The following is a 19,442-nucleotide window of genomic DNA, read 5'->3' as shown; positions in this document are numbered from 1 at the left end:
GAGCGCTGAAATTAAATGTGGGAGGGGGCTTGCCCCCGATGGCGGTGTATCAGTCGGCTAATGCATTGACTGACACACTGCTATCGGGGGCAAGCCCCCTCCCACATTGGGTTCTACAGTGTTGCTTAGATCAGTGGCTCGTCCGGCTTCTTGTTCTTCCAACCATCATTGCCCGGCAGCAGCAGGTTCAAACCAATCGCCACCACCGCACACAGGGCGATGCCCTTGAGGCCGAAATCATCCGGGCCGGTGCCGGTGCCGACCAGCACACCGCCAATCCCGAACACCAACGTCACCGACACGATCACCAGGTTGCGCGCCTCGCCCAGGTCGATCTTGTGGCGGATCAGCGTGTTCATGCCCACCGCAGCAATCGAACCGAACAGCAAGCACAGGATCCCGCCCATCACCGGCACGGGGATACTCTGCAGCAGTGCGCCGAACTTGCCGATGAACGCCAGGCTGATGGCAAACACCGCCGCCCAGGTCATGATTTTCGGGTTGTAGTTCTTGGTCAGCATCACCGCGCCGGTCACTTCCGCGTAGGTCGTGTTAGGTGGGCCGCCAAACAGGCCGGCGGCCGTGGTGGCAATGCCGTCGCCCAGCAGGGTGCGATGCAGGCCGGGCTTCTTCAGGTAGTCGCGACCGGTCACGCTGCCGACCGCAATCACACCGCCGATATGCTCGATCGCCGGGGCCAGGGCCACGGGGACGATGAACAGGATCGCCTGCCAGTTGAATTCCGGCGCGGTGAAGGGGGGCAGGGCGAACCACGGCGCGGCGGCGATCTTCGCCGTGTCGACCACGCCGAAGTAGAACGACATGGCAAAACCCACCAACACGCCGGAAATGATCGGCACCAGGCGGAAAATCCCCTTGCCGAACACCGCCACGATCAAGGTGGTCAGCAGCGCCGGCATCGAGATCAGCATCGCCGTCTGGTAATGGATCAGCTCGGTGCCGTCACCGGCTTTACCCATCGCCATGTTGGCGGCGATCGGTGCCATGGCCAGGCCGATGGAAATAATCACCGGCCCGATCACCACGGGTGGCAGCAGCCGGTCGATAAACCCGGTGCCCTTGATCTTCACGGCCAGGCCCAGGAAGGTATAAACGAAGCCGGCGGCCATCACCCCGCCCATGGTCGCCGCGAGGCCGAACTGGCCCTTGGCGAGAATGATCGGGGTGATGAAGGCAAAGCTCGACGCCAGGAAGACCGGCACCTGCCGCCCTGTCACCACCTGGAACAGCAACGTGCCCAGGCCGGCGGTGAACAATGCAACGTTTGGATCAAGACCTGTGATCAGCGGCATCAACACCAACGCGCCAAATGCTACGAAGAGCATTTGTGCGCCAGACAGGATCTGGCGCCAAAGCGGGTCGTTGAATTCATCCTGCATGCTCACGCGTCCTTCTGCTTGGTGCCGAAGATCTTGTCACCGGCATCGCCCAGGCCTGGGATGATGTAGCCGTGTTCGTTCAGGCGCTCGTCGATGGAGGCGGTGTAGATCTGCACGTCCGGGTGGGCCTTCTCGACGGCCGCAATGCCTTCGGGCGCAGCGACGAGAACCATGGCGCGGATGTCCCGGCAACCGGCTTTTTTCAGCAGGTCGATGGTGGCAACCATGGAACTGCCGGTAGCCAGCATCGGGTCGATGATCATCGCCAGGCGCTCGTTGATTTCCGGAACGAGTTTTTCCAGGTAGGTGTGGGCTTCCAGCGTCTCTTCGTTGCGGGCTACGCCCACGGCGCTGACCTTGGCGCCCGGGATCAGGCTGAGGACGCCTTCAAGCATGCCGATACCGGCGCGCAGGATCGGGACCACGGTGATTTTCTTACCAGCGATTTTTTCCACCTGGACGGGACCGGCCCAACCGGGGATCTCGTAGGTTTCCAGGGGTAAGTCCTTGGTGGCTTCGTAAGTGAGCAACGCTCCGACTTCCTGAGCAAGCTCACGGAAGTTCTTCGTGCTAATGTCGGCGCGGCGCATAAGGCCGAGCTTGTGTCGGATCAGCGGATGGCGGATCTCGCGAGTGGGCATGGGAAAGGCTCCGGCGGCGGGCAAAAAAACCGGCCTAGATTAATCTATCCGAGGGTGTTGTCCTATAGACATCTAGTACGTTAGTCCATTAAGGCTTGCTCGGAGCGCACGAGAAGCGTACCTTCGCCCGCTTTTCTTGCCACAGCACCCCCTTGGAGAGCGCCATGTCCGCTGATCTCGAGCATATCCGTCAAATCATGCGCGAGGCTGACTGCCTGTACACCGAAGCGCAAGTCGAAGAGGCGATCGCCAAGGTCGGCGCGCACATCACCCGCGAAATGGCCGACACCAACCCGGTGGTCTTCTGCGTGATGAACGGTGGCCTGATCTTCGCCGGCAAATTGCTGACCCACCTGCAATTCCCGCTGGAAGCCTCCTACCTGCACGCCACCCGCTATCGCAACGAAACCAGCGGCGGCGACCTGTTCTGGAAAGCCAAGCCGGAAGTCTCGTTCATCGACCGCGACGTGCTGATCATCGACGACATCCTCGATGAAGGCCACACCCTGGGCGCGATCATCGACTTCTGCAAACACGCTGGCGCGCGCAAAGTGCACACAGCCGTATTGATCGACAAAGACCACGACCGCAAGGCCCGCCCAGACCTGAAGGCTGATTATGTCGGCCTGCCATGCATCGACCGCTACATCTTCGGTTACGGCATGGACTACAAAGGTTACTGGCGCAATGCCAATGGGATCTTTGCCGTCAAAGGGATGTAAGCCATGGCCCGCTTTCTTGATCAGACGCTGTTTGCCGAACTGGCCGAGAAAGCGGCCGCCAGCCCTCGCGGTCGACACCACCACAACTTCCACCAGATGGAAGAGCCTTGCCATAGGCTGGCGGTGGGCCTGCAACCGGACACCTACGTGCCGCCTCATCGGCACCTGAGCGCGGACAAGGCCGAAACCTTGCTTGTGCTGCAAGGCAGCCTGGGTTTGCTGGTGTTCAGCGAAACGGGCGAAGTGCTCGCCAAGCGTGTGATGCAGGCCGGTGGTGAATGCGCCGGTGTCGATCTTCCGCCCGGTGTATTTCACGGTTTGGTGGTGCTGGAGCCCGACACCGTGATGTTCGAGTGCAAGGCCGGCCCTTATCGTCCGGTGGGCGAGGGCGAACTGGCTGACTGGGCGCCCCGCGAAGGCGATGCCGGCGTGGCCGAGTATCAACGCTGGATGCTTGCCCAGTTCGATTGAGCTACAGTGCTGGGCCCATCTTGCCGGAGCGGCCCATGAGCCTGTTGATACGCACCTGCGCCGCCCTGGCGCTGACCCTCAGCCTGCCGCTGGCCGCGGCGCCTGCACCGATGCACAGCCAGTTCCTGCCCTCGGACGACCTGAGCCTGCGCGCCGAAGCGCCGGACCAGCAACAATTGCTGCAAGTCACCGAGTACGCGGTGGTGGTGGGCAACCAGCGCCAGTCCAGCCAACAGCCGATCCCGGTGACCTCGCCGCTGATGATCCGCCTCAAGGGCAAGTCCCTCAACAAGGGCGCGACGATCAGCCAAGTGGTGCTCAATTTTGATGCTGAGAGCAAAAGCCTGAAAAAGCCCGCTTTCGATGACAAGAGCAAGACGTTGACCTTGTCGTACCCGGTGGCCCAGTACCGCGTGATTGTCGACTTGCTGCGCAATGACACGGTGTATGTGCAGTTCCTCAGTTATGCCAACGGGCATATCTGGGCGGATTTGCATACCGGAGCCGTTCGCGCGAAGTAGCCAGGCGACACAGATTCCGTTATGTGGATGCAATTGATGTGGGAGCTGGCTTGCCTGCGATAGCGTTGTCTCAGTGACAGAGGGGCCAGTTGACCCACCGCTATCGCAGGCAAGCCAGCTCCCACATAAGTGTTTGGTTGTTTTCGAAGGTGGTGTCTGGCAGGTAAACTTCAGGCCCCGTGTAAATGTCTGCAGGCTGGAGTCGGTAATGCGTAAAGATAAGAAACAGGTGATTGGTGACGAGATCGGCGACGATCAGATCAAGTTGTTCCTGGACTTCGAGCCGGTCGACGCGACTTCCCCGTCCCTGCACAAACTGATCAAGGCCTACCGTGGCCTGCGTATCGACGATTTCGAGCGGTTCCTGGGGTTTTTCAAGGAAGCGGGCCTGGACCTCGACGGCAAGGATGAGCATGGCCAGACCTTCGTCGACCTGATCAAGGACCAGCGCCACGCGGACGAGTACATCGAAATGATCGAAAACGCTCGCGGCTGATTATCCGAGACATAAAAAAACGCCCCGCTCTCAGGTTGAGAGCGGGGCGTTTTTCATGGTGCCTCAAGCGTAGCTTTCGGTCTCGGCGGCAGGCTCAACCAGTTCCAGGCTGATGTTGTTCTGCGCGTTGATCTTGCGATACAGCTCGGCATCCGTCTCCAGGACCTTTTCCCGCGCCGGGAAAATTTCCTGCAGCTTGGCGGCCCACTCACCCGCGGCTTTGCTTGGGAAGCACTTCTCGATCAGTTCCAGCATGATCGAAACGGTCACCGAAGCACCTGGGGACGCGCCCAGCAGGGCAGCCAACGAGCCGTCTTTGGCCGCGACCAGCTCGGTGCCAAATTGCAGCACGCCGCCTTTTTTCGGGTCTTTCTTGATGATCTGCACCCGTTGGCCGGCCACTTCCAGGCGCCAGTCTTCGGCTTTTGCCTCCGGGTAGAAGCGACGCAGGGATTCCAGGCGCTGTTCCATCGACTGGCGCACTTCGCTGACCAAGTACTTGGTCAGGTCCATGTTGTCGCGGGCCACGGCGAGCATCGGGCCGATGTTGCCGGCGCGAATCGACATCGGCAGGTCGAGGAACGAGCCGTGCTTGAGGAACTTGGTCGTAAAACCGGCGTATGGTCCGAACAACAGGGACTTCTTGCCGTCCACCACACGGGTGTCCAGGTGCGGTACGGACATCGGCGGCGAACCCACGGCGGCCTGGCTGTAGACCTTGGCCTGGTGGTGCTTGACCACTTCCGGGTTGTCGCAACGCAGCCACTGGCCGCTGACCGGGAAGCCGCCAAAGCCTTTGCTCTCTTCGATGCCCGAGGCTTGCAGCAGCGGCAGGGCCGCGCCACCGGCGCCGAGGAACACGAACTTGGCGTCCACTTCACGGCTGTTGCCGCTGTTGACGTCCTTGATGCTCACGGTCCAGCCCGCGCCGTTGCGCTTGAGGCCGGTGACGCGCTTGCAATACTTGACCTGGGCGTCGGGCGAGCTGGTCAGGTGGCCGAGCAATTGGTTGGTCAGTGCGCCGAAGTTGACGTCGGTGCCGTTCATGACACGGGTGGCCGCGATTTTTTCGTCGAGCGGGCGGCCCGGCATCATCAGCGGCATCCACTCGGCCATTTCGCTACGGTCTTCGGTGTAGTGCATGTCCGAAAACGCGTGGTGCTGGCTAAGGGATTCAAAGCGCTTCTTGAGGAAAGACACGCCTTTGTCGCCCTGTACGAAGCTCAGGTGCGGCACCGGGCTGATAAAGGATTTCGACGAGCCAAAGGTGCCCTTTTTAGTCAGGTACGCCCAGAATTGCTTCGACACCTCGAACTGGGTGTTGATGTGCACGGCTTTCTTGATGTCGATGGAGCCATCGGCGGCCTGGGGTGTGTAGTTCAGCTCACACAGCCCGGCGTGGCCGGTCCCGGCGTTGTTCCACGGGTTGGAACTTTCCGCGGCACCCGAATCCATCAGCTCAACGACTTCCAGCTTGAGACCGGGGTCGAGCTCTTTGAGCAGTACGGCCAGGGTGGCACTCATGATGCCGGCCCCTACCAGTACTACGTCGACTGCTTCGTTATGCGCCATTTAACGCGTCTCCAAAATCTGCAGCACCAAATTGACGGCATGGCTGCCAGGAGTGACGGGGCGTTTCACGTGTTGCCCCAGGTTACCCATGGCCAGGATCGCCATGTCCGATTCGCAATTCTTTGCATGTTCAGCGCACGCTTCCTGCCGGGCTAATCTGCCTATGAACGCATTCATGGGCGCCTGTGGCAATTCGACTTATGGTCAAAGCGTGCGATTCGTGCAACCAATCCGTAGCGGACAGGCTCAAGCTCCGGTTTTTAAGGCGTGCTCGGTCCTGTGTGGTTGGGCTGTTCCAGACGCTGATGGTGCTTGTACAAACGCCAAACTATTCATTTGCTCGCCACACTCTTGTGAAGTTGTGAAAACCCGTTTTTTCACGCTCTTTTGAAGACGTGAACCTCAAAAAAGGGCTGCCCCAGCTTGGCACCTGGCCCCTAGCCGACACGCGGCAAAACGGGCAAACAACTCAAGTGGCCGAGCGCAATGGCAGCTCTGGCAGATTCGGTAAAGGCGGGTGGTTTGCAATGAAAACAGCAAGCGCGCCAGCTTCACTCGATCTGTGTGGGCGGCTCTCTGTGGGCGATTGGGGGGTTAGTGCCGAGGCATTAACGATGCTGCGAGGCCCGATCAGGAGACGTCCTTATAATCGGGGGGAGATTGTAGCGAAGAACGCCAAGGAAATGGGCGTGTTTTATGACTTTTATTAGGTGTTCGGTCAGGCGGCCAACGGCTGGTGCCGGGGCGACCGCGCAGGACGCGGGCTGACGCGGGCACGGGCCGGTAATGGGTGGTGCATCCAGCTCAGGCGGATTTCTTCGATTTCCACCCAACCGTCACCTACAGGAGGCTGGCTGCATTCTTTGAAGGCCTGGCAACGACCTTGCGCATCCAGCAGGGCGAACTGGCGAAGGGTGGGCTTGCGCGTAAACAGTGACCAGAGAAAATGCATGGTGTCAGACCTCCTGAGATTGGGGCCAAGCTTGCCTGTCGGGCATGACGAGCCTGTGTATCAGTCGTGACATATCAGTGACATCGAACCGCTAGAGTCCACGCGGGTCTCAGGTTGTAACTGGCGCTAGTTCCCGGCACAGGCGCACCGCTATACTGCCGGCCTGTCGGACCCTGATTTCTGGAGAGAAAAGCATGTTGCAACGCCTGTTGTTCGGTTTGATCACTGTGACCAGTTTGACCCTGGTTGGCTGCGCCAACAGCCCGCAACAACTGACCCCGGAACCGAAGATCACCACGCAGCTGGCCCCTGTGGGCCACGGCCAGCCGGTGTCGGTGCGTGTGGTGGATGGTCGTCCGTCACCAACCCTCGGCTCGCGCGGTGGCTTGTACCCGGAAACTGCTCTGGTTTCGGTGAATGCCCAGGACGTGCTGCCCAAGTTGCAGGCCCAGGCTGAAGCCGCCGTGCGTTTGCTGGGTTTTACCCCAAGCCCCAACGCGCCGGGTGCGCCGCAGCTGACCATCACTCTGGCTGAACTGAAGTATCAGTCGCCTAAAGACGGCCTGTACGTGACCGAGGCGTCCATCGGCGCGACCTTCAAGTCCGACGTCAGCGCCGGCACCCGTCGCTACAGCGGTCGCTACGGCGCGTCCCTGAACCAGCGTTTCGGCATGTCGCCGAACCAGGAAACCAACACCAAGCTGGTCAGCGACGTCCTCAGTGATGCCTTGACCCGCCTGTTCAAGGACCCAAGCATCGGTTCGTTGCTCAGCTCGCAGTAAGCGATTCAGCAAAAAGCCGGGCTCAGTAATGAGCCCGGCTTTTTTTCGTCTCCAGTTTCACGCGGCGGTGTCGATACAGAAATCCAGCAGGCTCACCCCTGTCAGCAGATCGGTCTCCGGCAGGTCCGCATGCTGGTGGCCGCCAAGGGCGCAATACACCAGCCAGTGGCGATCCTGGACGTTGAAGGCCAGGCCGCCAACCAGTGCTTCTTGCTCATCACTTTGGGTGATCAGGTACAGCCGATCCTGGTTTTGCGCGTGCAGCATGACAAGCTCCTAAGCGTCGAAGGGCAACAGAGTGGCTTGTTAAGGTGACGTTCAGGTGACGGCGTAAATTACTGGATACATTAGCCGTCAATGGAGGAGGGAGCATTTACGGCGCCGGAGGCCACTATCGTTCAGGTTTGTATCTGAACCGATACCAAAATACTGTTCTACCGAGGTTTGCGATGGCGCTGCCTGCACTTTTTATCAACGTTGTTGCGTTAGCCGTGGCCTGCCCGGGTGCTGCGCTGCTGTTCATAACGCGCCTGCGCGAACAGCGCGCAATGGCCGACCTGACCGCGCAAGGTGAAGACCGCGGGATCGACCAACCGATGTTGTTTCTGGATGTGCGCACCGAGCGGGCGCATCGTCTGGCTTACCGAATTGGGTTCGCCTGTCTTGGGCTGGCGCTGGCCATCTCCTGGCTCAGCACCCGCCTCTAAAACGCCACATTTTGATCAGTGTTTACAAAGGTATTCCGGCTTTGACCCGATACTGATTACGCACCGGCGTTGCATATTGCACCACCAGAAACGGTCGGTGCTCGGCCGGGCATTCGTTCAAGCGCCGCTCCCACTCCGCCTTGGCCTTGGCCAGTTCGTCCGCCGGGAACACTTCGGCGGCGGTCGGCACCTGCAATTGCGGGTCGGCATCGCTCCACTGGGCGTAGGCCAGGTAATGCACCGGGAACAAGCGGTATCCGCCGAGAATCTGCCGGTCCATTTCTGCGGCCAGCAGCTTGGTGTCTTCGAAGCGCTCGGTGATCGGTGGTGCGAAGTTGATGTGCACCCGACCCTTGTAGCCGGTGATACCGAGGGCGATGCTCACGTCATCCTCGCCCGGCGCCTTGCTGTAGGTGCCGGTGGTGGCGCGGATGTAGAGTTCGCGGGCCTTGGCGGTATCGCACGGGTCATATTCGTAGCTGATGGACACCGGCGTCAGGTTCAACGACTGGATCACCTCGGCAAACGGCTCATCCTTGCGGCTGACATGGAACATCTTCAGGATCGCTGATTCGGTGCGATCATCCCCATCCTTGGCGCGGCCTTCAGCCTGGGCGATCCAGATCGACGCCCCGTCGTTGCGGATCGAATGGTTGATATAGGCCGACAGCAGGTTGAATGCCGCCATCTTTTCCTTTCGCCCGGTGATCGAGCGGTGCACGATAAAGCTCTTGTTCAGGCGCATCAGGTCGCTGACGAACGGCTTTTGCAGCAGGTTGTCGCCAATGGCGATGCGCGGCGTCGGCAGGCCGGCGTGGTACACGGCATAGTTGACGAAGGCCGGGTCCATCACGATATCGCGGTGGTTGGCCAGGAACAGGTAAGCCATGCCGGACTTGAGCTGCTCGACGCCCGTGTAGGTCACGCCGTCGGTCGCCCGGTCAATGGTGTGGTCGACGTAGTATTCGACTTTGTCCTGCAGCGTGGCCACGGTGGTGACGCCGGCGAACTCACGGCGCAATTTGCGGGCGATCATCGGCTTGAGCAGCCAGCCCAGGGCGCCGGCAAAGCGCGGGAAGCGGAAGTGGGTCAGGATGTCCAGAAAGGCCTTGTCACTGAACAGACGTGCCAGCACTGCCGGGACTTCGCTGTCGTTGTAAGGTCGGATGGTATCGAATTCGCCCATCATGCTCTCTTGTTAGAAACGGCTAGGGTAAGTAAAGGAAATACCAGGGTGCGGACTGAGGAATGGCCCCAGCCGGAAATAGCCCTGTAAATAGACCGGCGATTATACGCACAAGTCACCTTGGAGGCTGCGATGCTGGAAAATGCGACGTACGATTGTCCTTATTGCGGTGAAGAGGTCGAGACAACCGTGGATTTGTCTGGCGGTGACCAGACGTATATTGAAGACTGCCAGGTCTGTTGCCGGCCGATCACTTTCGATCTGCAGGTGCATGGTGACGAGTGGATGCTCGAAACCCGAAGTGAAAACGAATAACGGATACATCCATGCAGCGAATCTACGAACCGGAAAACCTGATGGAAGGCGAGCTGCTGCAACAGATGCTCGCCAGCGAAGGCATCGAGGCGCACCTGGTGGGTCGGCATTTGCTCGGCGGTACCGGCGAATTGCCCATCTTCGGCCTGCTGGGCCTGGAGGTGGACAATGACCGGGCTGCGGATGCCCGCGAGCTGATTACCGCCTACATCGGCGCACAACCGCTACCCGGTGACGAACCCGACAGCTTCCCCGACGTGCTGGTCTGTTAGGCTGTCGGTCGGTTTACCCAAGAGTCGTGTTGCCCCATGTGTGGACGTTATGCCCTGTTTCGCTGGAATCCCGCCTTCGCTGCCTTGCCGGGCTTCCCGGCCGACCAGCAGGCTCAGTGGAACATCTCCCCGAATGATTCGGTGCTGATCCAGCGCGCCACCGACGGCCAGCGCACGCTGGCCCGCGCCCGTTGGGGCCTTACGCCGCCGTGGTTGACCGATCTTTCCCGCACGCCCGCCCATGCCCGCGCCGAAACCCTGGCCGAACAACCGATGTTCCGCGAAGCGTTCCGTCAGCGCCGTTGCCTGCTGCCCGCCAATGGGTTCTACGAATGGCGCGGCACCCAGCGTAAACGCCCGTACTGGCTGACGCCGGGGGAGGGCTCCACGTTGTTTTTCGCCGCGATCTGGGAAGCATATCCGGTGCAGGAGCAGGTGTGGCTGAGCACGGCGGTGGTGACCCAAGCGGCGCAGGCCCAGCGTCGCCCGCTGATTCTGGATGAGGCCGGGCAGGCAGCCTGGCTCAATCCCGAGACGCCGTTGCATGTATTGCAAGGCCTGCTGGCCAGTGAACCCGTCGCGTTGCGCGAGCGAGTGCTGGCCAACATGGTCAACGATCCGAAGCTCAACGGGCCGGAGTGCCTGACCCCGGCTTAGACCTTGAACTGATTGATCAGCCGGCGCTGCTGCTCCGCCAGCTTGGTCAAGTCTGCACTGGCCGCGCTGGATTCATCCGCGCCGCCTGCTACTTCATTGGCCACCTGGCCGATATTGATCACGTTGCGATTGATGTCCTCGGCCACCGCGCTCTGTTCTTCGGCGGCACTGGCGATCTGGGTGTTCATGTCGTTGATCACCGAGACTGCCTGGGTGATCGTTTCCAGCGCTTCGGCCGCCTTGGCCGCGTGTTGCACGCTTTCATCGGTGCGGTTCTGGCTGTCCTCCATCACCCGCACCACGTCCCGCGTGCCTTGTTGCAACTGCTGGATCATGGTCTGGATTTCTTCGGTGGCCTTCTGGGTCTTTTGCGCCAGGTTGCGCACTTCGTCGGCGACCACGGCAAACCCACGGCCTTGCTCGCCAGCCCGCGCCGCCTCGATGGCCGCATTGAGCGCCAGCAGGTTGGTCTGTTCGGCAATCCCGCGAATCGCCGTGAGGATGGCGTTGATGTTCTCGCTGTCCTTGGCCAACGCCTGCACGACACCGACTGCCTTGCCGATTTCCTCGGCCAGTGCGCCGATGGAGGTGGAGGTGTCGCGCACAATGCGCATGCCCTGGCTGGCGGCCTGGTCGGCGTGGCTGGCGGCTTGGGCGGCCTGGGTGGCGTTGCGCGCAACATCTTGCGCAGTCGCGGTCATCTCATGCACAGCGGTGGCGACCTGGTCGATTTCCACCATCTGTTTGTGTACGCCCTGGTTGGTGCGGATCGCGATGTCGGCGGTGTGCTCTGACGAATCGCTGACCTTCTGCACCGAACTCACCACCTGGGTGATCATGCCCTGCAGCTTGATCAAGAAGGTGTTGAAGCCGCTGGCGATCGCGCCCAGTTCATCGGCGCGGTCACTGGTCAGGCGCCGTGTCAGGTCGCCTTCGCCCTGGGCGATGTCATTGAGCATCGCGACCATTTGCTTGAGCGGACGAGCAATGCCGTGGCCGACCAGCCAGATCACCAGCAAGCCGATACCGGCGATCAACAAACCGGCGATGGTCATGCCGAAGATGTCAGTCTTGCGCTGGGCTTCCAGGTCGCTTTGCAGCTTCTGCGAATCGGCCATCACGGCGCTGAGGGGCAGTTGCAGCATTAGCGTCCAGCGTGCGTCGGCCTGGCCGATATTGAACGGTAGGAACAGTTCGATATGCCCGTGTTCCTTGTCGATGTCGTAGCGCACTTCGCCGACTTTCAACTGGCCGAGGTTGGCCAGTTCATTGTTGTCGAGTAGGTCGGTGGCCTTTTCGCCGAGCTTGCTGGCGTCCTTGGTGTAGGCCACCAGGCGACCGTTGCTGGAGATCAGCGCGAGTTCACCGGCGCCGTTGTAGAGTTTTTGATCGGCGCTGGTGAGCATGTCCTGGATGAAGTTGACCGACAGGTCGGCACCGACGATGCCTTGGAAGGTGCCGTCGATCATGATCGGTTCGATGAACGAAGCCAGCATCACCATCGCGTTGCCCACCTTATAAGGGGCAGGGTCGATGGCGCAGGCCTTTTTGTTTTCCTTGGAGCAGAGGTAGTACTCACTGGCGCGCACGCCAGTGGAGAGGATGTTCTGGTCGTTGACATCGGCGAGCTTGTCCAGGCCCAGGCTGCCATCGGCGTTGCGATACCACCAGGGAAGGAAGCGGCCGTCTGCGGCCATGCCGACAATGGGGGTGTTCACGTAGGCTGCGTCGTTGTGATCGATCGCATTGGGCTCCCAGCCGATGTAGGCGCCGAGGATCTTCGGGTTACGCACCACGGTTTCATGCAGCAGGTTGATCAGTTGCTCGCGGCCGATTTGCAGGGCCGGCTCGCCCTTGGCGTCTTTCATGCCGAGCAGGGCGTTGGCGGTGGCCAGGCTCTTGGCGGTCACCAAGGGGGCTTCCAGTTCGCGCTGGATCAAGGTGGCCTGGGTTTGCGCCAGGGCGGTCAGGCGCTGCTCGATGATCTGGTCGAATTGCACCTGGGTGCGATCCTGCACCATTTCCTGGGTCCGCGCTCCGGCAAACAAGGCGTACAGCACCAGCACCGCGACCACGCTCAGGACAATCGCCCCGGCCAGTGCCGCGACAGAAAATTGGATCGACTTGAATTTCATGAAAACTCCGGGCACAGGGGAGAGAATCCGCCTTTTTGTATCGGCCACGGGCGCGCTGGGCATGAGGGGGGGGCCTGCAAAAATGTTCGGGGTGTCGCAAATGGAAAGCCCGTCGCCGTTATTGGGGCCGTGGGATGTATCCGAAAATCAGCGGTTACACGTCTGGTGTATCTGGCGTCGATACAAACGAGCGCCTACGATACGCGCCATGTTTTAAGGGCGTGTTTTCAGGGAGAGGTTCATGAAGAAGTCATTGGTAGTTAGCGGTCTGGTTGCAGCGATGCTGCTGGCCGGGTGTCAGTCGGTCAACACCACCAGCGGCGGCGCCGTTGGGGTTGAGCGCAAGCAGTACATGTTCAGCATGCTGTCGAGCCAGGAAGTCGACCAGATGTATGCCCAGTCCTACCAGCAGACCCTGGGGGAGGCCAGCAGCAAGGGCCAACTGGACAAGACCAGCGCCAACGCCAAGCGCGTGCAGGCCATCGCCAACCGCTTGATCGCCCAGGCGCCGACGTTCCGTGCGGATGCTGCGCAGTGGAAGTGGGAAGTGAACCTGATCAAGAGCGACGAGATGAACGCCAACTGCGGGCCTGGCGGCAAGATCTTCGTGTACAGCGCCTTGATCGACAACCTCAAGCTCACCGATGACGAGCTGGCCGCCGTGATGGGCCATGAAATCGCCCACGCCTTGCGTGAACACGGCCGTGAAGCCATGTCCAAGGCCTACGGGATCGAGATGGCCAAGCAGGGCGCCGGTGCGTTGTTCGGCCTCGGCCAAGACAGCTTGGCATTAGCCGATACCGTGGCCAACTACGGCATGACCTTGCCCAACAGCCGCAGCAATGAAAACGAAGCGGACCTGATCGGCCTGGAGCTCTCGGCCCGTGCCGGCTACAACCCGAACGCGGCTATCACGCTGTGGAACAAGATGGCCAAGGCTTCGGAAGGTGCGCCGCCGGAGTTCATGAGTACTCACCCGGCGTCCGACAGCCGAATCGCCTCGTTGCAGGCGGCGATTCCGAAGGTGATGCCGCTCTACCAGCAGGCAAAAAAATCCTGAGTTAACGCAGATCAATGTGGGAGCCGGGCTTGCCCGCGATGCAGGCGGCTCGGTCTCTCAGTTGCACCGGGTTGCTGCCATCGCAGGCAAGCCAGCTCCCACAGGGATCGGGTTTGCAGCCTTAGATCCAGCCGCTGCTTTGCATGGCTTTGTACACGGCCACAATCGCTAGGATGAAAAACGCTGACGCCGCCAGTCGACGAATCAAGGTCAACGGCAGTTTCTCCGCTGCAAAATTCCCCGCCAAGACCACCGGCACGTTGGCAATCAGCATGCCCAGGGTCGTCCCGATAATCACCAGCCACAACTCCGGGTACTGCGCCGCCAGCATCACCGTGGCGATCTGCGTCTTGTCACCGATTTCCGCGAGGAAGAATGCGATCAGTGTGGTCAGGAACGGGCCGAATTTGCGTGTGGTGCTGGCTTCGTCATCGTCGAGTTTGTCTGGAACCAGTGTCCACAAGGCCGTGGCGCAGAAACTCGCTGCGAGGATCCAGTGCAACACTGCATCCGAGAAGAAACTGCCGAACCAGGCTCCCACTGCACCAGCGGCCGCATGGTTGGCCAGGGTCGCGGCGACGATGCCGGCGATGATCGGCCAGGGTTTGCGAAAGCGTGCGGCAAGGATGAGCGCGAGCAGTTGCGTCTTGTCGCCGATTTCGGCCAAGGCAACGATTGCGGTAGGAACGAGTAATGAATCCAGCATCAGGTAAGTTTCCAGGGGCGGGTCGACACGGCTATGACACGTACAGCCTTCCCGCCCCGGGTAAGGTGTGCGTGTCATAGGTCTTGTCAAACCCCGGTCCGTCTGTGCGGACTCCTGGGTCGCATACGCCATGGTCTGCTGACCAAGTATGTTGACGTATGCCGGACGAGCGTGGCGCTCGTGGGAGACTACTCCCCTAGGACGGAGCGGATTCTGCCTAGGCAAAATCCATTCGGCAAGCCTTCTTTTTCAAACGCCCGTCAGCCGCGCTTGGCACGGTAGATGCGAAAACCGTTGCCCTCGGCCTTGATCGCGCACACGCCCAGGTGCTCTTCGATCAGTGGTTGGTACTTGAGGAAGCTGTTGGCAACCAGGCGAAGTTCGCCGCCTTTTGCCAGGTGTTTCGCCGCTTTTCGCAGCAGGTTCTCAGTGGCGAAATAATCGGTATGCACACCGACATGGAACGGTGGATTGCTCAAAATCGCGTTCAAACCCATCGGTGCCGCGTCGATGCCATCGCCGGTCAATACCTCGGCTTCCAGACCATTGGCGGCCAGGGTCAAGCGACTGCTGGCGGCGGCGAAGGCATCCACGTCGAGCATCGTCACCATGTTGTGCGGATAGCGCCGTTTGACCGCAGCCCCCAGCACGCCAGCGCCACAACCAAAGTCCAGCAGATGACCGCTTGGCAGTTTGTCCAGATGTTCCAGCAGCAGCTCGGTGCCACGATCCAGGCGCCCGTGGCTGAACACCCCCGGCAAGCTCACCACCTTCAGCGGGCCCTCGGCCAACGGCACGTCGAAGACCTGCGCGAGGCTCTCCAGCTCAGCCGCTTGCGGGGCGTTGACCACGGTGATCTGCCACAGTTGGCAATGCCGCGCGCTGTCGAGTTTGCGCGGTTTGCCGAAGGGGATTAGCTGTTTGGCGGCGCTTTCGATCCCGGCTTTCTTCTCGCCGACCAAAAACAGCTCGGCGCCGGGCAAGCGCGAGGCCACGGCGTTGAGCAGGTAGTCGGTGAGGTCCTTGGACTTGGGCAGGAAGATCACTGCGGTATCAAACGCCCGCTCCGGCACGTTTACGCCGAACTGGCTGCGTTCAGGGAAGCGTGCATCGAGCGCCGCCTGATCACCGGCATGCCAACACCAGCCGTGAGCGTTGGGTAGACGACCCAGCAGGTCGTCGGCAGGCAACCCCACCAACAGCAGGTTGCCTTGAAAAAGTTCGGCCTGGCGAAGCAGTACTTCACTGCGCGGATCCATGGTCTGCTCCTTGAAAAGGGGCGCAGTTTATCAACTGACGACGCGCAGCGGGGCCCCGTTGAAAAAGCCCCGGGCGTTTTCCGCCAGTTGGCCGACGATGCGCTGGCGCGCTTCGCGACTGCCCCAGGCGTTGTGTGGGGTCACGATCAGCCGAGGGATGTCACCGGCCAACAGCGGATTGCCATCCACCGGTGGTTCCACGCTCAGTACATCGGTGGCCGCGCCGCCCAGATGGCCGCTGCGCAAGGCGTCCGCCAGGGCCTGCTCATTGATCAAACCACCGCGCGCCGTGTTGACCACAAACGCGCCAGGTTTGAGCAGCGCCAGCTCGCGGGCGCCGATAAAGTCGCGGGTGTGTTCGTTGAGCGGGCAGTGCAGGGTGAGTGCGTCCACCTGCGCCAGCAACTCATCCAGCGGCACGCGGTCAGCGCGGGCCGGGCGGCCTGGAATCGCGCCGAGCAGGACACGCATGCCGAACGCTTCAGCCAGTCGCGCGACGGCGCCGCCCAATTCGCCATGGCCGAGCAGGCCGAGGGTCTTGCCTTCCAGTTCCACAATCGGATGGTCCAGCAGGCAGAACTGCTTGGCCTCCTGCCACTTGCCGGCGCTCACGTCTCTTTGGTAATCCTTCAAGCGCGTCGCCAGGTTGAGCAACAGCATGATCGTGTGCTGCGCCACCGACGGCGTGCCATAGCCCTGGCAGTTGCTCACGGTGATGCCATGGGCGCGGGCGGCGTCGAGGTCGACGTTGTTGGTGCCGGTGGCCGACACCAGGATCAGCTTGAGGTCCGGGCAGGCCGCCAGGGTTGCGGTGTTGAGGGCGATCTTGTTGCTGATGACCACGTGGGCACCTTGCACGCGTTCAATCACATTCTGCGGCGTGGTGCCGGTAAACAGCTGCAACTCGCTGAAGGTGTCTCGCAGCTCGCTGAGGTCGAGGTCCCCCAGGTCCAGGGACGGGTGATCAAGGAAGACGGCGCGGCGATTGTTCGTCATCAACTGTACCTTTTGCGACAGGGTTCGAAGGCGTAATCTCCCGAGCCTATCAGATGAAATAATCAGTTACTTAATTGGAGTGAGCATGTACGCCGCCGAATTTTTGACCGTAGCCCTGATTCACTTGTTGGCGGTGGCCAGCCCCGGCCCGGATTTCGCGGTAGTGGTGCGTGAAAGCGTGACCCACGGCCGTCGCGCCGGAACCTGGACTGCGCTGGGCGTCGGCTCGGCGATTTTTCTGCACGTGGGTTATTCGTTGCTCGGTATCGGCTTGATCGTGTCCCAGTCCATCGTGCTGTTCAACGCCCTGAAATGGGCGGCCGCCGCCTACCTGCTGTACATCGGCTTCAAGGCCCTGCGCGCGCAGCCGGCCAAGCCTGTAGCTGAGGGCGAGTTGCATCGCGAAGCGGGCGAGCGCACGCCGCGTGGTGCGTTTACCGCCGGTTTCGTGACCAATGGCTTGAACCCCAAGGCCACGCTGTTCTTCCTGTCGTTGTTCACCGTGGTGATCAACCCCCACACACCGCTAGCGATCCAGGCCGGTTACGGTGTGTACCTGGCAGTGGCGACGGCGCTGTGGTTCTGCCTGGTGGCGATGCTGTTCAGCCAGCAACGCGTGCGCGCCGGGTTTGCGCGGATGGGCCACTGGTTTGATCGGACCATGGGCGCGGTGTTGATTGCCATCGGCGTGAAACTGGCATTCACCAGCATGAAATAGGCTGGATGCTGGCGCAAAGCTAGCATTCATTGGGGGCTGCAAATCATTCCTTTGGCTGATTTGGCTGAAACATATGCGCTCTACAGTGCAGTTCTTTCAGCCAAGACCGTGCAGTCATAAAAGGGATTCGTATGTTGCAGACCCGTGTTATCCCGCCCGCCGAAGGTGCGTACCAATACCCGCTGTTGATCAAACGCCTGTTGATGTCCGGCACCCGCTATGAAAAGACCCGGGAAATCGTCTACCGCGACAAACTGCGCTACACCTACCCCACCCTGATCGAGCGCGTTGCGCGCCTGGCCAATGTGCTGACTGAAGCGGGCGTGAAGGCCGGTGATACCGTGGCGGTGATGGACTGGGACAGCCATCGTTACCTGGAATGCATGTTTGCCATCCCGATGATTGGCGCGGTGATCCACACCATCAACGTGCGCCTGTCGCCGGAACAGATCCTCTACACCATGAACCACGCCGAGGACCGCTTTGTGCTGGTCAACAGTGAGTTCGTGGGGCTTTACCAGGCAATTGCCGGGCACCTGACCACGGTCGACAAGACCCTGCTGCTCACCGATGGCGAGTCCAAGACCGCCGAGCTGCCCAACCTGGTGGGCGAGTACGAAACACTGCTCGCCGCCGCCAGCCCGAAGTATGACTTCCAGGACTTCGACGAACACTCCGTTGCCACCACCTTCTACACCACCGGCACCACCGGTAACCCCAAAGGCGTGTATTTCACCCACCGCCAGTTGGTGCTGCACACCATCGGTGTGGCGACCATTATGGGCAGCGTCGACAGCGTGCGGTTACTTGGCACCAATGACGTGTACATGCCGATCACGCCGATGTTCCACGTGCACGCCTGGGGCTTGCCGTACGTGGCGACCATGCTCGGCCTGAAGCAGGTCTACCCTGGCCGCTACGACCCGGAATACCTGGTGGAGCTGTGGCGCAAGGAAAAGGTCACTTTTTCCCACTGCGTACCGACCATCCTGCAAATGGTGCTCAATGCCAAGGCTGCCCAGGACGTGGATTTCGGTGGCTGGAAAATCGTCATCGGCGGCAGTGCGCTCAATCGTTCGCTGTATGAAGCCTCCAAGGCGCGTGGCATTCAGTTGACCGCCGCGTATGGCATGTCCGAGACCGGGCCGCTGGTGTCCTGCGCCCACCTCAACGAAGAGTTGATGGCTGGCAGCGAGGATGAACGCACGACTTACCGCATCAAGGCGGGCGTGCCCGGGCCGTTGGTGGACGCCGCGATCATTGATGGCGACGGCAACTTCCTACCGGCCGACGGTGAGTCCCAGGGTGAGCTGGTGCTGCGCGCGCCATGGCTCAGCGAAGGCTATTTCAACGAGCCGCAAAAGGGCGCCGAGCTGTGGGAAGGCGGCTGGATGCACACCGGCGACGTCGCCACGCTGGATGCTTTCGGTGTGATCGACATCCGCGACCGCATCAAGGATGTGATCAAGACCGGCGGTGAGTGGATCTCGTCCCTGGCCCTCGAAGACCTGGTCAGCCGCCACCCGGCGGTACGCGAAGTAGCGGTGGTGGGCATTGCCGATCCGCAGTGGGGCGAGCGCCCGTTTGCCTTGCTGGTGGTGCGTGATGGCCATGTGATAGGGGCCCGTGAGCTCAAGGAACACCTCAAGCCGTTCGTGGAGTTGGGCCACTTGAGTAAGTGGGCGATTCCGAGCCAGATTGCCGTTGTTACTGAAATTCCCAAGACGAGTGTAGGAAAACTCGACAAAAAACGTATCCGTATCGACATCATCGAATGGCAGGCCAACAACAGCACCTTCCTGTCCACCCTGTGACGCCCCCCGGGGGGGGGGGGGGGGGGGGGGGGGGGGGGGGGGGGGGGGGGGGGGGGGGGG

General features: G+C 61.0%; 22 protein-coding genes, 1 pseudogene and 1 riboswitch. Of the genes and pseudogenes, 12 read left to right on the top strand and 11 right to left on the bottom strand.

Going from position 1 to position 19,442, the window contains the following annotated elements:
• Positions 1-125 precede the first annotated feature (125 nt).
• Together WH299_RS27180 and upp are read right to left on the bottom strand one after the other, a co-directional pair.
• Complete coding sequence (locus WH299_RS27180; protein WP_339551836.1) at positions 126-1,400, bottom strand: uracil-xanthine permease family protein; 1,275 nt, start codon at positions 1,398-1,400, stop codon at positions 126-128.
• Positions 1,401-1,402: 2 nt separating this feature from the next.
• Positions 1,403-2,041 carry a uracil phosphoribosyltransferase gene (gene upp, locus WH299_RS27175; protein WP_010213094.1) on the bottom strand — a complete coding sequence of 213 codons (639 nt, stop codon included), beginning with the start codon at positions 2,039-2,041 and terminating at the stop codon, positions 1,403-1,405.
• Between the two features lie 164 nt (positions 2,042-2,205).
• Here upp and WH299_RS27170 point away from each other — a divergent pair, with 164 nt between their 5' ends.
• From WH299_RS27170 to WH299_RS27155, 4 genes are all read left to right on the top strand, one after another.
• A complete protein-coding gene (locus WH299_RS27170; RefSeq protein ID WP_025856323.1) occupies positions 2,206-2,763 on the top strand; it encodes a hypoxanthine-guanine phosphoribosyltransferase in 558 nt (185 codons plus the stop codon).
• A gap of 3 nt (positions 2,764-2,766) precedes the next feature.
• A complete protein-coding gene (locus WH299_RS27165; RefSeq protein WP_122723770.1) occupies positions 2,767-3,234 on the top strand; it encodes a WbuC family cupin fold metalloprotein in 468 nt (155 codons plus the stop codon).
• 35 nt (positions 3,235-3,269) lie between these two features.
• On the top strand, positions 3,270-3,755 hold the full coding sequence (locus tag WH299_RS27160) for a hypothetical protein (RefSeq protein ID WP_122723772.1): 486 nt from the start codon (positions 3,270-3,272) through the stop codon (positions 3,753-3,755).
• Between the two features lie 208 nt (positions 3,756-3,963).
• The gene (locus tag WH299_RS27155) at positions 3,964-4,251 is read left to right on the top strand and encodes a PA4642 family protein (protein WP_339551835.1); all 288 of its coding nucleotides are present in this window, start codon (positions 3,964-3,966) and stop codon (positions 4,249-4,251) included.
• Positions 4,252-4,314: 63 nt separating this feature from the next.
• On the opposite strand, the gene mqo is transcribed toward WH299_RS27155, so the two are convergent.
• Together mqo and WH299_RS27145 are read right to left on the bottom strand one after the other, a co-directional pair.
• On the bottom strand, positions 4,315-5,823 hold the full coding sequence (mqo, locus tag WH299_RS27150; protein WP_122723774.1) for a malate dehydrogenase (quinone): 1,509 nt from the start codon (positions 5,821-5,823) through the stop codon (positions 4,315-4,317).
• 718 nt (positions 5,824-6,541) lie between these two features.
• Positions 6,542-6,775: a hypothetical protein gene (locus tag WH299_RS27145; protein WP_339551834.1), complete on the bottom strand. Its 234-nt coding sequence runs from the start codon at positions 6,773-6,775 to the stop codon at positions 6,542-6,544.
• 194 nt (positions 6,776-6,969) lie between these two features.
• Here WH299_RS27145 and WH299_RS27140 point away from each other — a divergent pair, with 194 nt between their 5' ends.
• A complete protein-coding gene (locus WH299_RS27140; RefSeq protein WP_028618872.1) occupies positions 6,970-7,557 on the top strand; it encodes a YajG family lipoprotein in 588 nt (195 codons plus the stop codon).
• Positions 7,558-7,614: 57 nt separating this feature from the next.
• Here the strand turns inward: WH299_RS27140 and WH299_RS27135 are convergent, their stop codons facing one another.
• Positions 7,615-7,824 (bottom strand): hypothetical protein, encoded by a 210-nt coding sequence (locus tag WH299_RS27135; RefSeq protein ID WP_016978307.1) that lies wholly within the window; start codon positions 7,822-7,824, stop codon positions 7,615-7,617.
• Positions 7,825-8,006: 182 nt separating this feature from the next.
• On the opposite strand from WH299_RS27135, the gene WH299_RS27130 reads away from it, so the two are divergent.
• Positions 8,007-8,264, top strand: coding sequence for a hypothetical protein (locus tag WH299_RS27130; protein ID WP_028618873.1), 258 nt, complete (start codon positions 8,007-8,009; stop codon positions 8,262-8,264).
• A 22-nt stretch (positions 8,265-8,286) separates the two neighbouring features.
• On the opposite strand, the gene WH299_RS27125 is transcribed toward WH299_RS27130, so the two are convergent.
• Entirely contained in the window at positions 8,287-9,450 is a 1,164-nt protein-coding gene (locus tag WH299_RS27125; protein ID WP_185035943.1) for a 1-acyl-sn-glycerol-3-phosphate acyltransferase, read from the bottom strand.
• A 132-nt stretch (positions 9,451-9,582) separates the two neighbouring features.
• Between WH299_RS27125 and WH299_RS27120 the strand changes: the two genes are divergently transcribed.
• Genes WH299_RS27120 through WH299_RS27110 form a run of 3 tightly spaced genes read left to right on the top strand, consistent with a single transcriptional unit; the run spans position 9,583 to position 10,694 of the window.
• Positions 9,583-9,765, top strand: a complete 183-nt coding sequence (locus WH299_RS27120) for a CPXCG motif-containing cysteine-rich protein (protein WP_126570422.1) — start codon at positions 9,583-9,585, stop codon at positions 9,763-9,765.
• Between the two features lie 11 nt (positions 9,766-9,776).
• Positions 9,777-10,037, top strand: a complete 261-nt coding sequence (locus WH299_RS27115; RefSeq protein ID WP_095183856.1) for a putative signal transducing protein — start codon at positions 9,777-9,779, stop codon at positions 10,035-10,037.
• 36 nt (positions 10,038-10,073) lie between these two features.
• Positions 10,074-10,694 (top strand): SOS response-associated peptidase, encoded by a 621-nt coding sequence (locus tag WH299_RS27110; RefSeq protein ID WP_068938005.1) that lies wholly within the window; start codon positions 10,074-10,076, stop codon positions 10,692-10,694.
• On the opposite strand, the gene WH299_RS29820 is transcribed toward WH299_RS27110, so the two are convergent.
• Entirely contained in the window at positions 10,691-11,434 is a 744-nt protein-coding gene (locus WH299_RS29820; protein ID WP_371923942.1) for a methyl-accepting chemotaxis protein, read from the bottom strand. The genes WH299_RS27110 and WH299_RS29820 overlap by 4 nt on opposite strands.
• A 114-nt stretch (positions 11,435-11,548) precedes the next feature.
• Positions 11,549-11,749 (bottom strand): annotated as a pseudogene (locus WH299_RS29815) (HAMP domain-containing protein); the annotation flags it as partial.
• Between the two features lie 1,321 nt (positions 11,750-13,070).
• On the opposite strand from WH299_RS29815, the gene WH299_RS27100 reads away from it, so the two are divergent.
• Positions 13,071-13,889 carry a M48 family metallopeptidase gene (locus WH299_RS27100; RefSeq protein ID WP_010213075.1) on the top strand — a complete coding sequence of 273 codons (819 nt, stop codon included), beginning with the start codon at positions 13,071-13,073 and terminating at the stop codon, positions 13,887-13,889.
• A 121-nt stretch (positions 13,890-14,010) separates the two neighbouring features.
• On the opposite strand, the gene WH299_RS27095 is transcribed toward WH299_RS27100, so the two are convergent.
• From WH299_RS27095 to WH299_RS27085, 3 genes are all read right to left on the bottom strand, one after another.
• Positions 14,011-14,595, bottom strand: a complete 585-nt coding sequence (locus WH299_RS27095; protein WP_016978300.1) for a TMEM165/GDT1 family protein — start codon at positions 14,593-14,595, stop codon at positions 14,011-14,013.
• An 88-nt stretch (positions 14,596-14,683) separates the two neighbouring features.
• A riboswitch (yybP-ykoY riboswitch) is annotated at positions 14,684-14,805 on the bottom strand.
• Between the two features lie 50 nt (positions 14,806-14,855).
• Positions 14,856-15,854 carry a class I SAM-dependent methyltransferase gene (locus WH299_RS27090; protein ID WP_126570419.1) on the bottom strand — a complete coding sequence of 333 codons (999 nt, stop codon included), beginning with the start codon at positions 15,852-15,854 and terminating at the stop codon, positions 14,856-14,858.
• Between the two features lie 30 nt (positions 15,855-15,884).
• Positions 15,885-16,850 (bottom strand): 2-hydroxyacid dehydrogenase, encoded by a 966-nt coding sequence (locus WH299_RS27085; protein ID WP_028618880.1) that lies wholly within the window; start codon positions 16,848-16,850, stop codon positions 15,885-15,887.
• 85 nt (positions 16,851-16,935) lie between these two features.
• Between WH299_RS27085 and WH299_RS27080 the strand changes: the two genes are divergently transcribed.
• Both WH299_RS27080 and WH299_RS27075 read left to right on the top strand, forming a co-directional pair.
• Entirely contained in the window at positions 16,936-17,568 is a 633-nt protein-coding gene (locus WH299_RS27080; RefSeq protein ID WP_016978297.1) for a LysE family translocator, read from the top strand.
• A 131-nt stretch (positions 17,569-17,699) separates the two neighbouring features.
• Positions 17,700-19,382, top strand: a complete 1,683-nt coding sequence (locus WH299_RS27075) for a fatty acid--CoA ligase (RefSeq protein ID WP_028618882.1) — start codon at positions 17,700-17,702, stop codon at positions 19,380-19,382.
• Positions 19,383-19,442: the final 60 nt, after the last annotated feature.

Source organism: Pseudomonas sp. MYb541 (genome assembly GCF_037479595.1).
GTDB classification, from domain to species: Bacteria; Pseudomonadota; Gammaproteobacteria; order Pseudomonadales; family Pseudomonadaceae; genus Aquipseudomonas; species Aquipseudomonas canadensis.
This window is presented reverse-complemented; position numbering and strand designations above follow the sequence as displayed.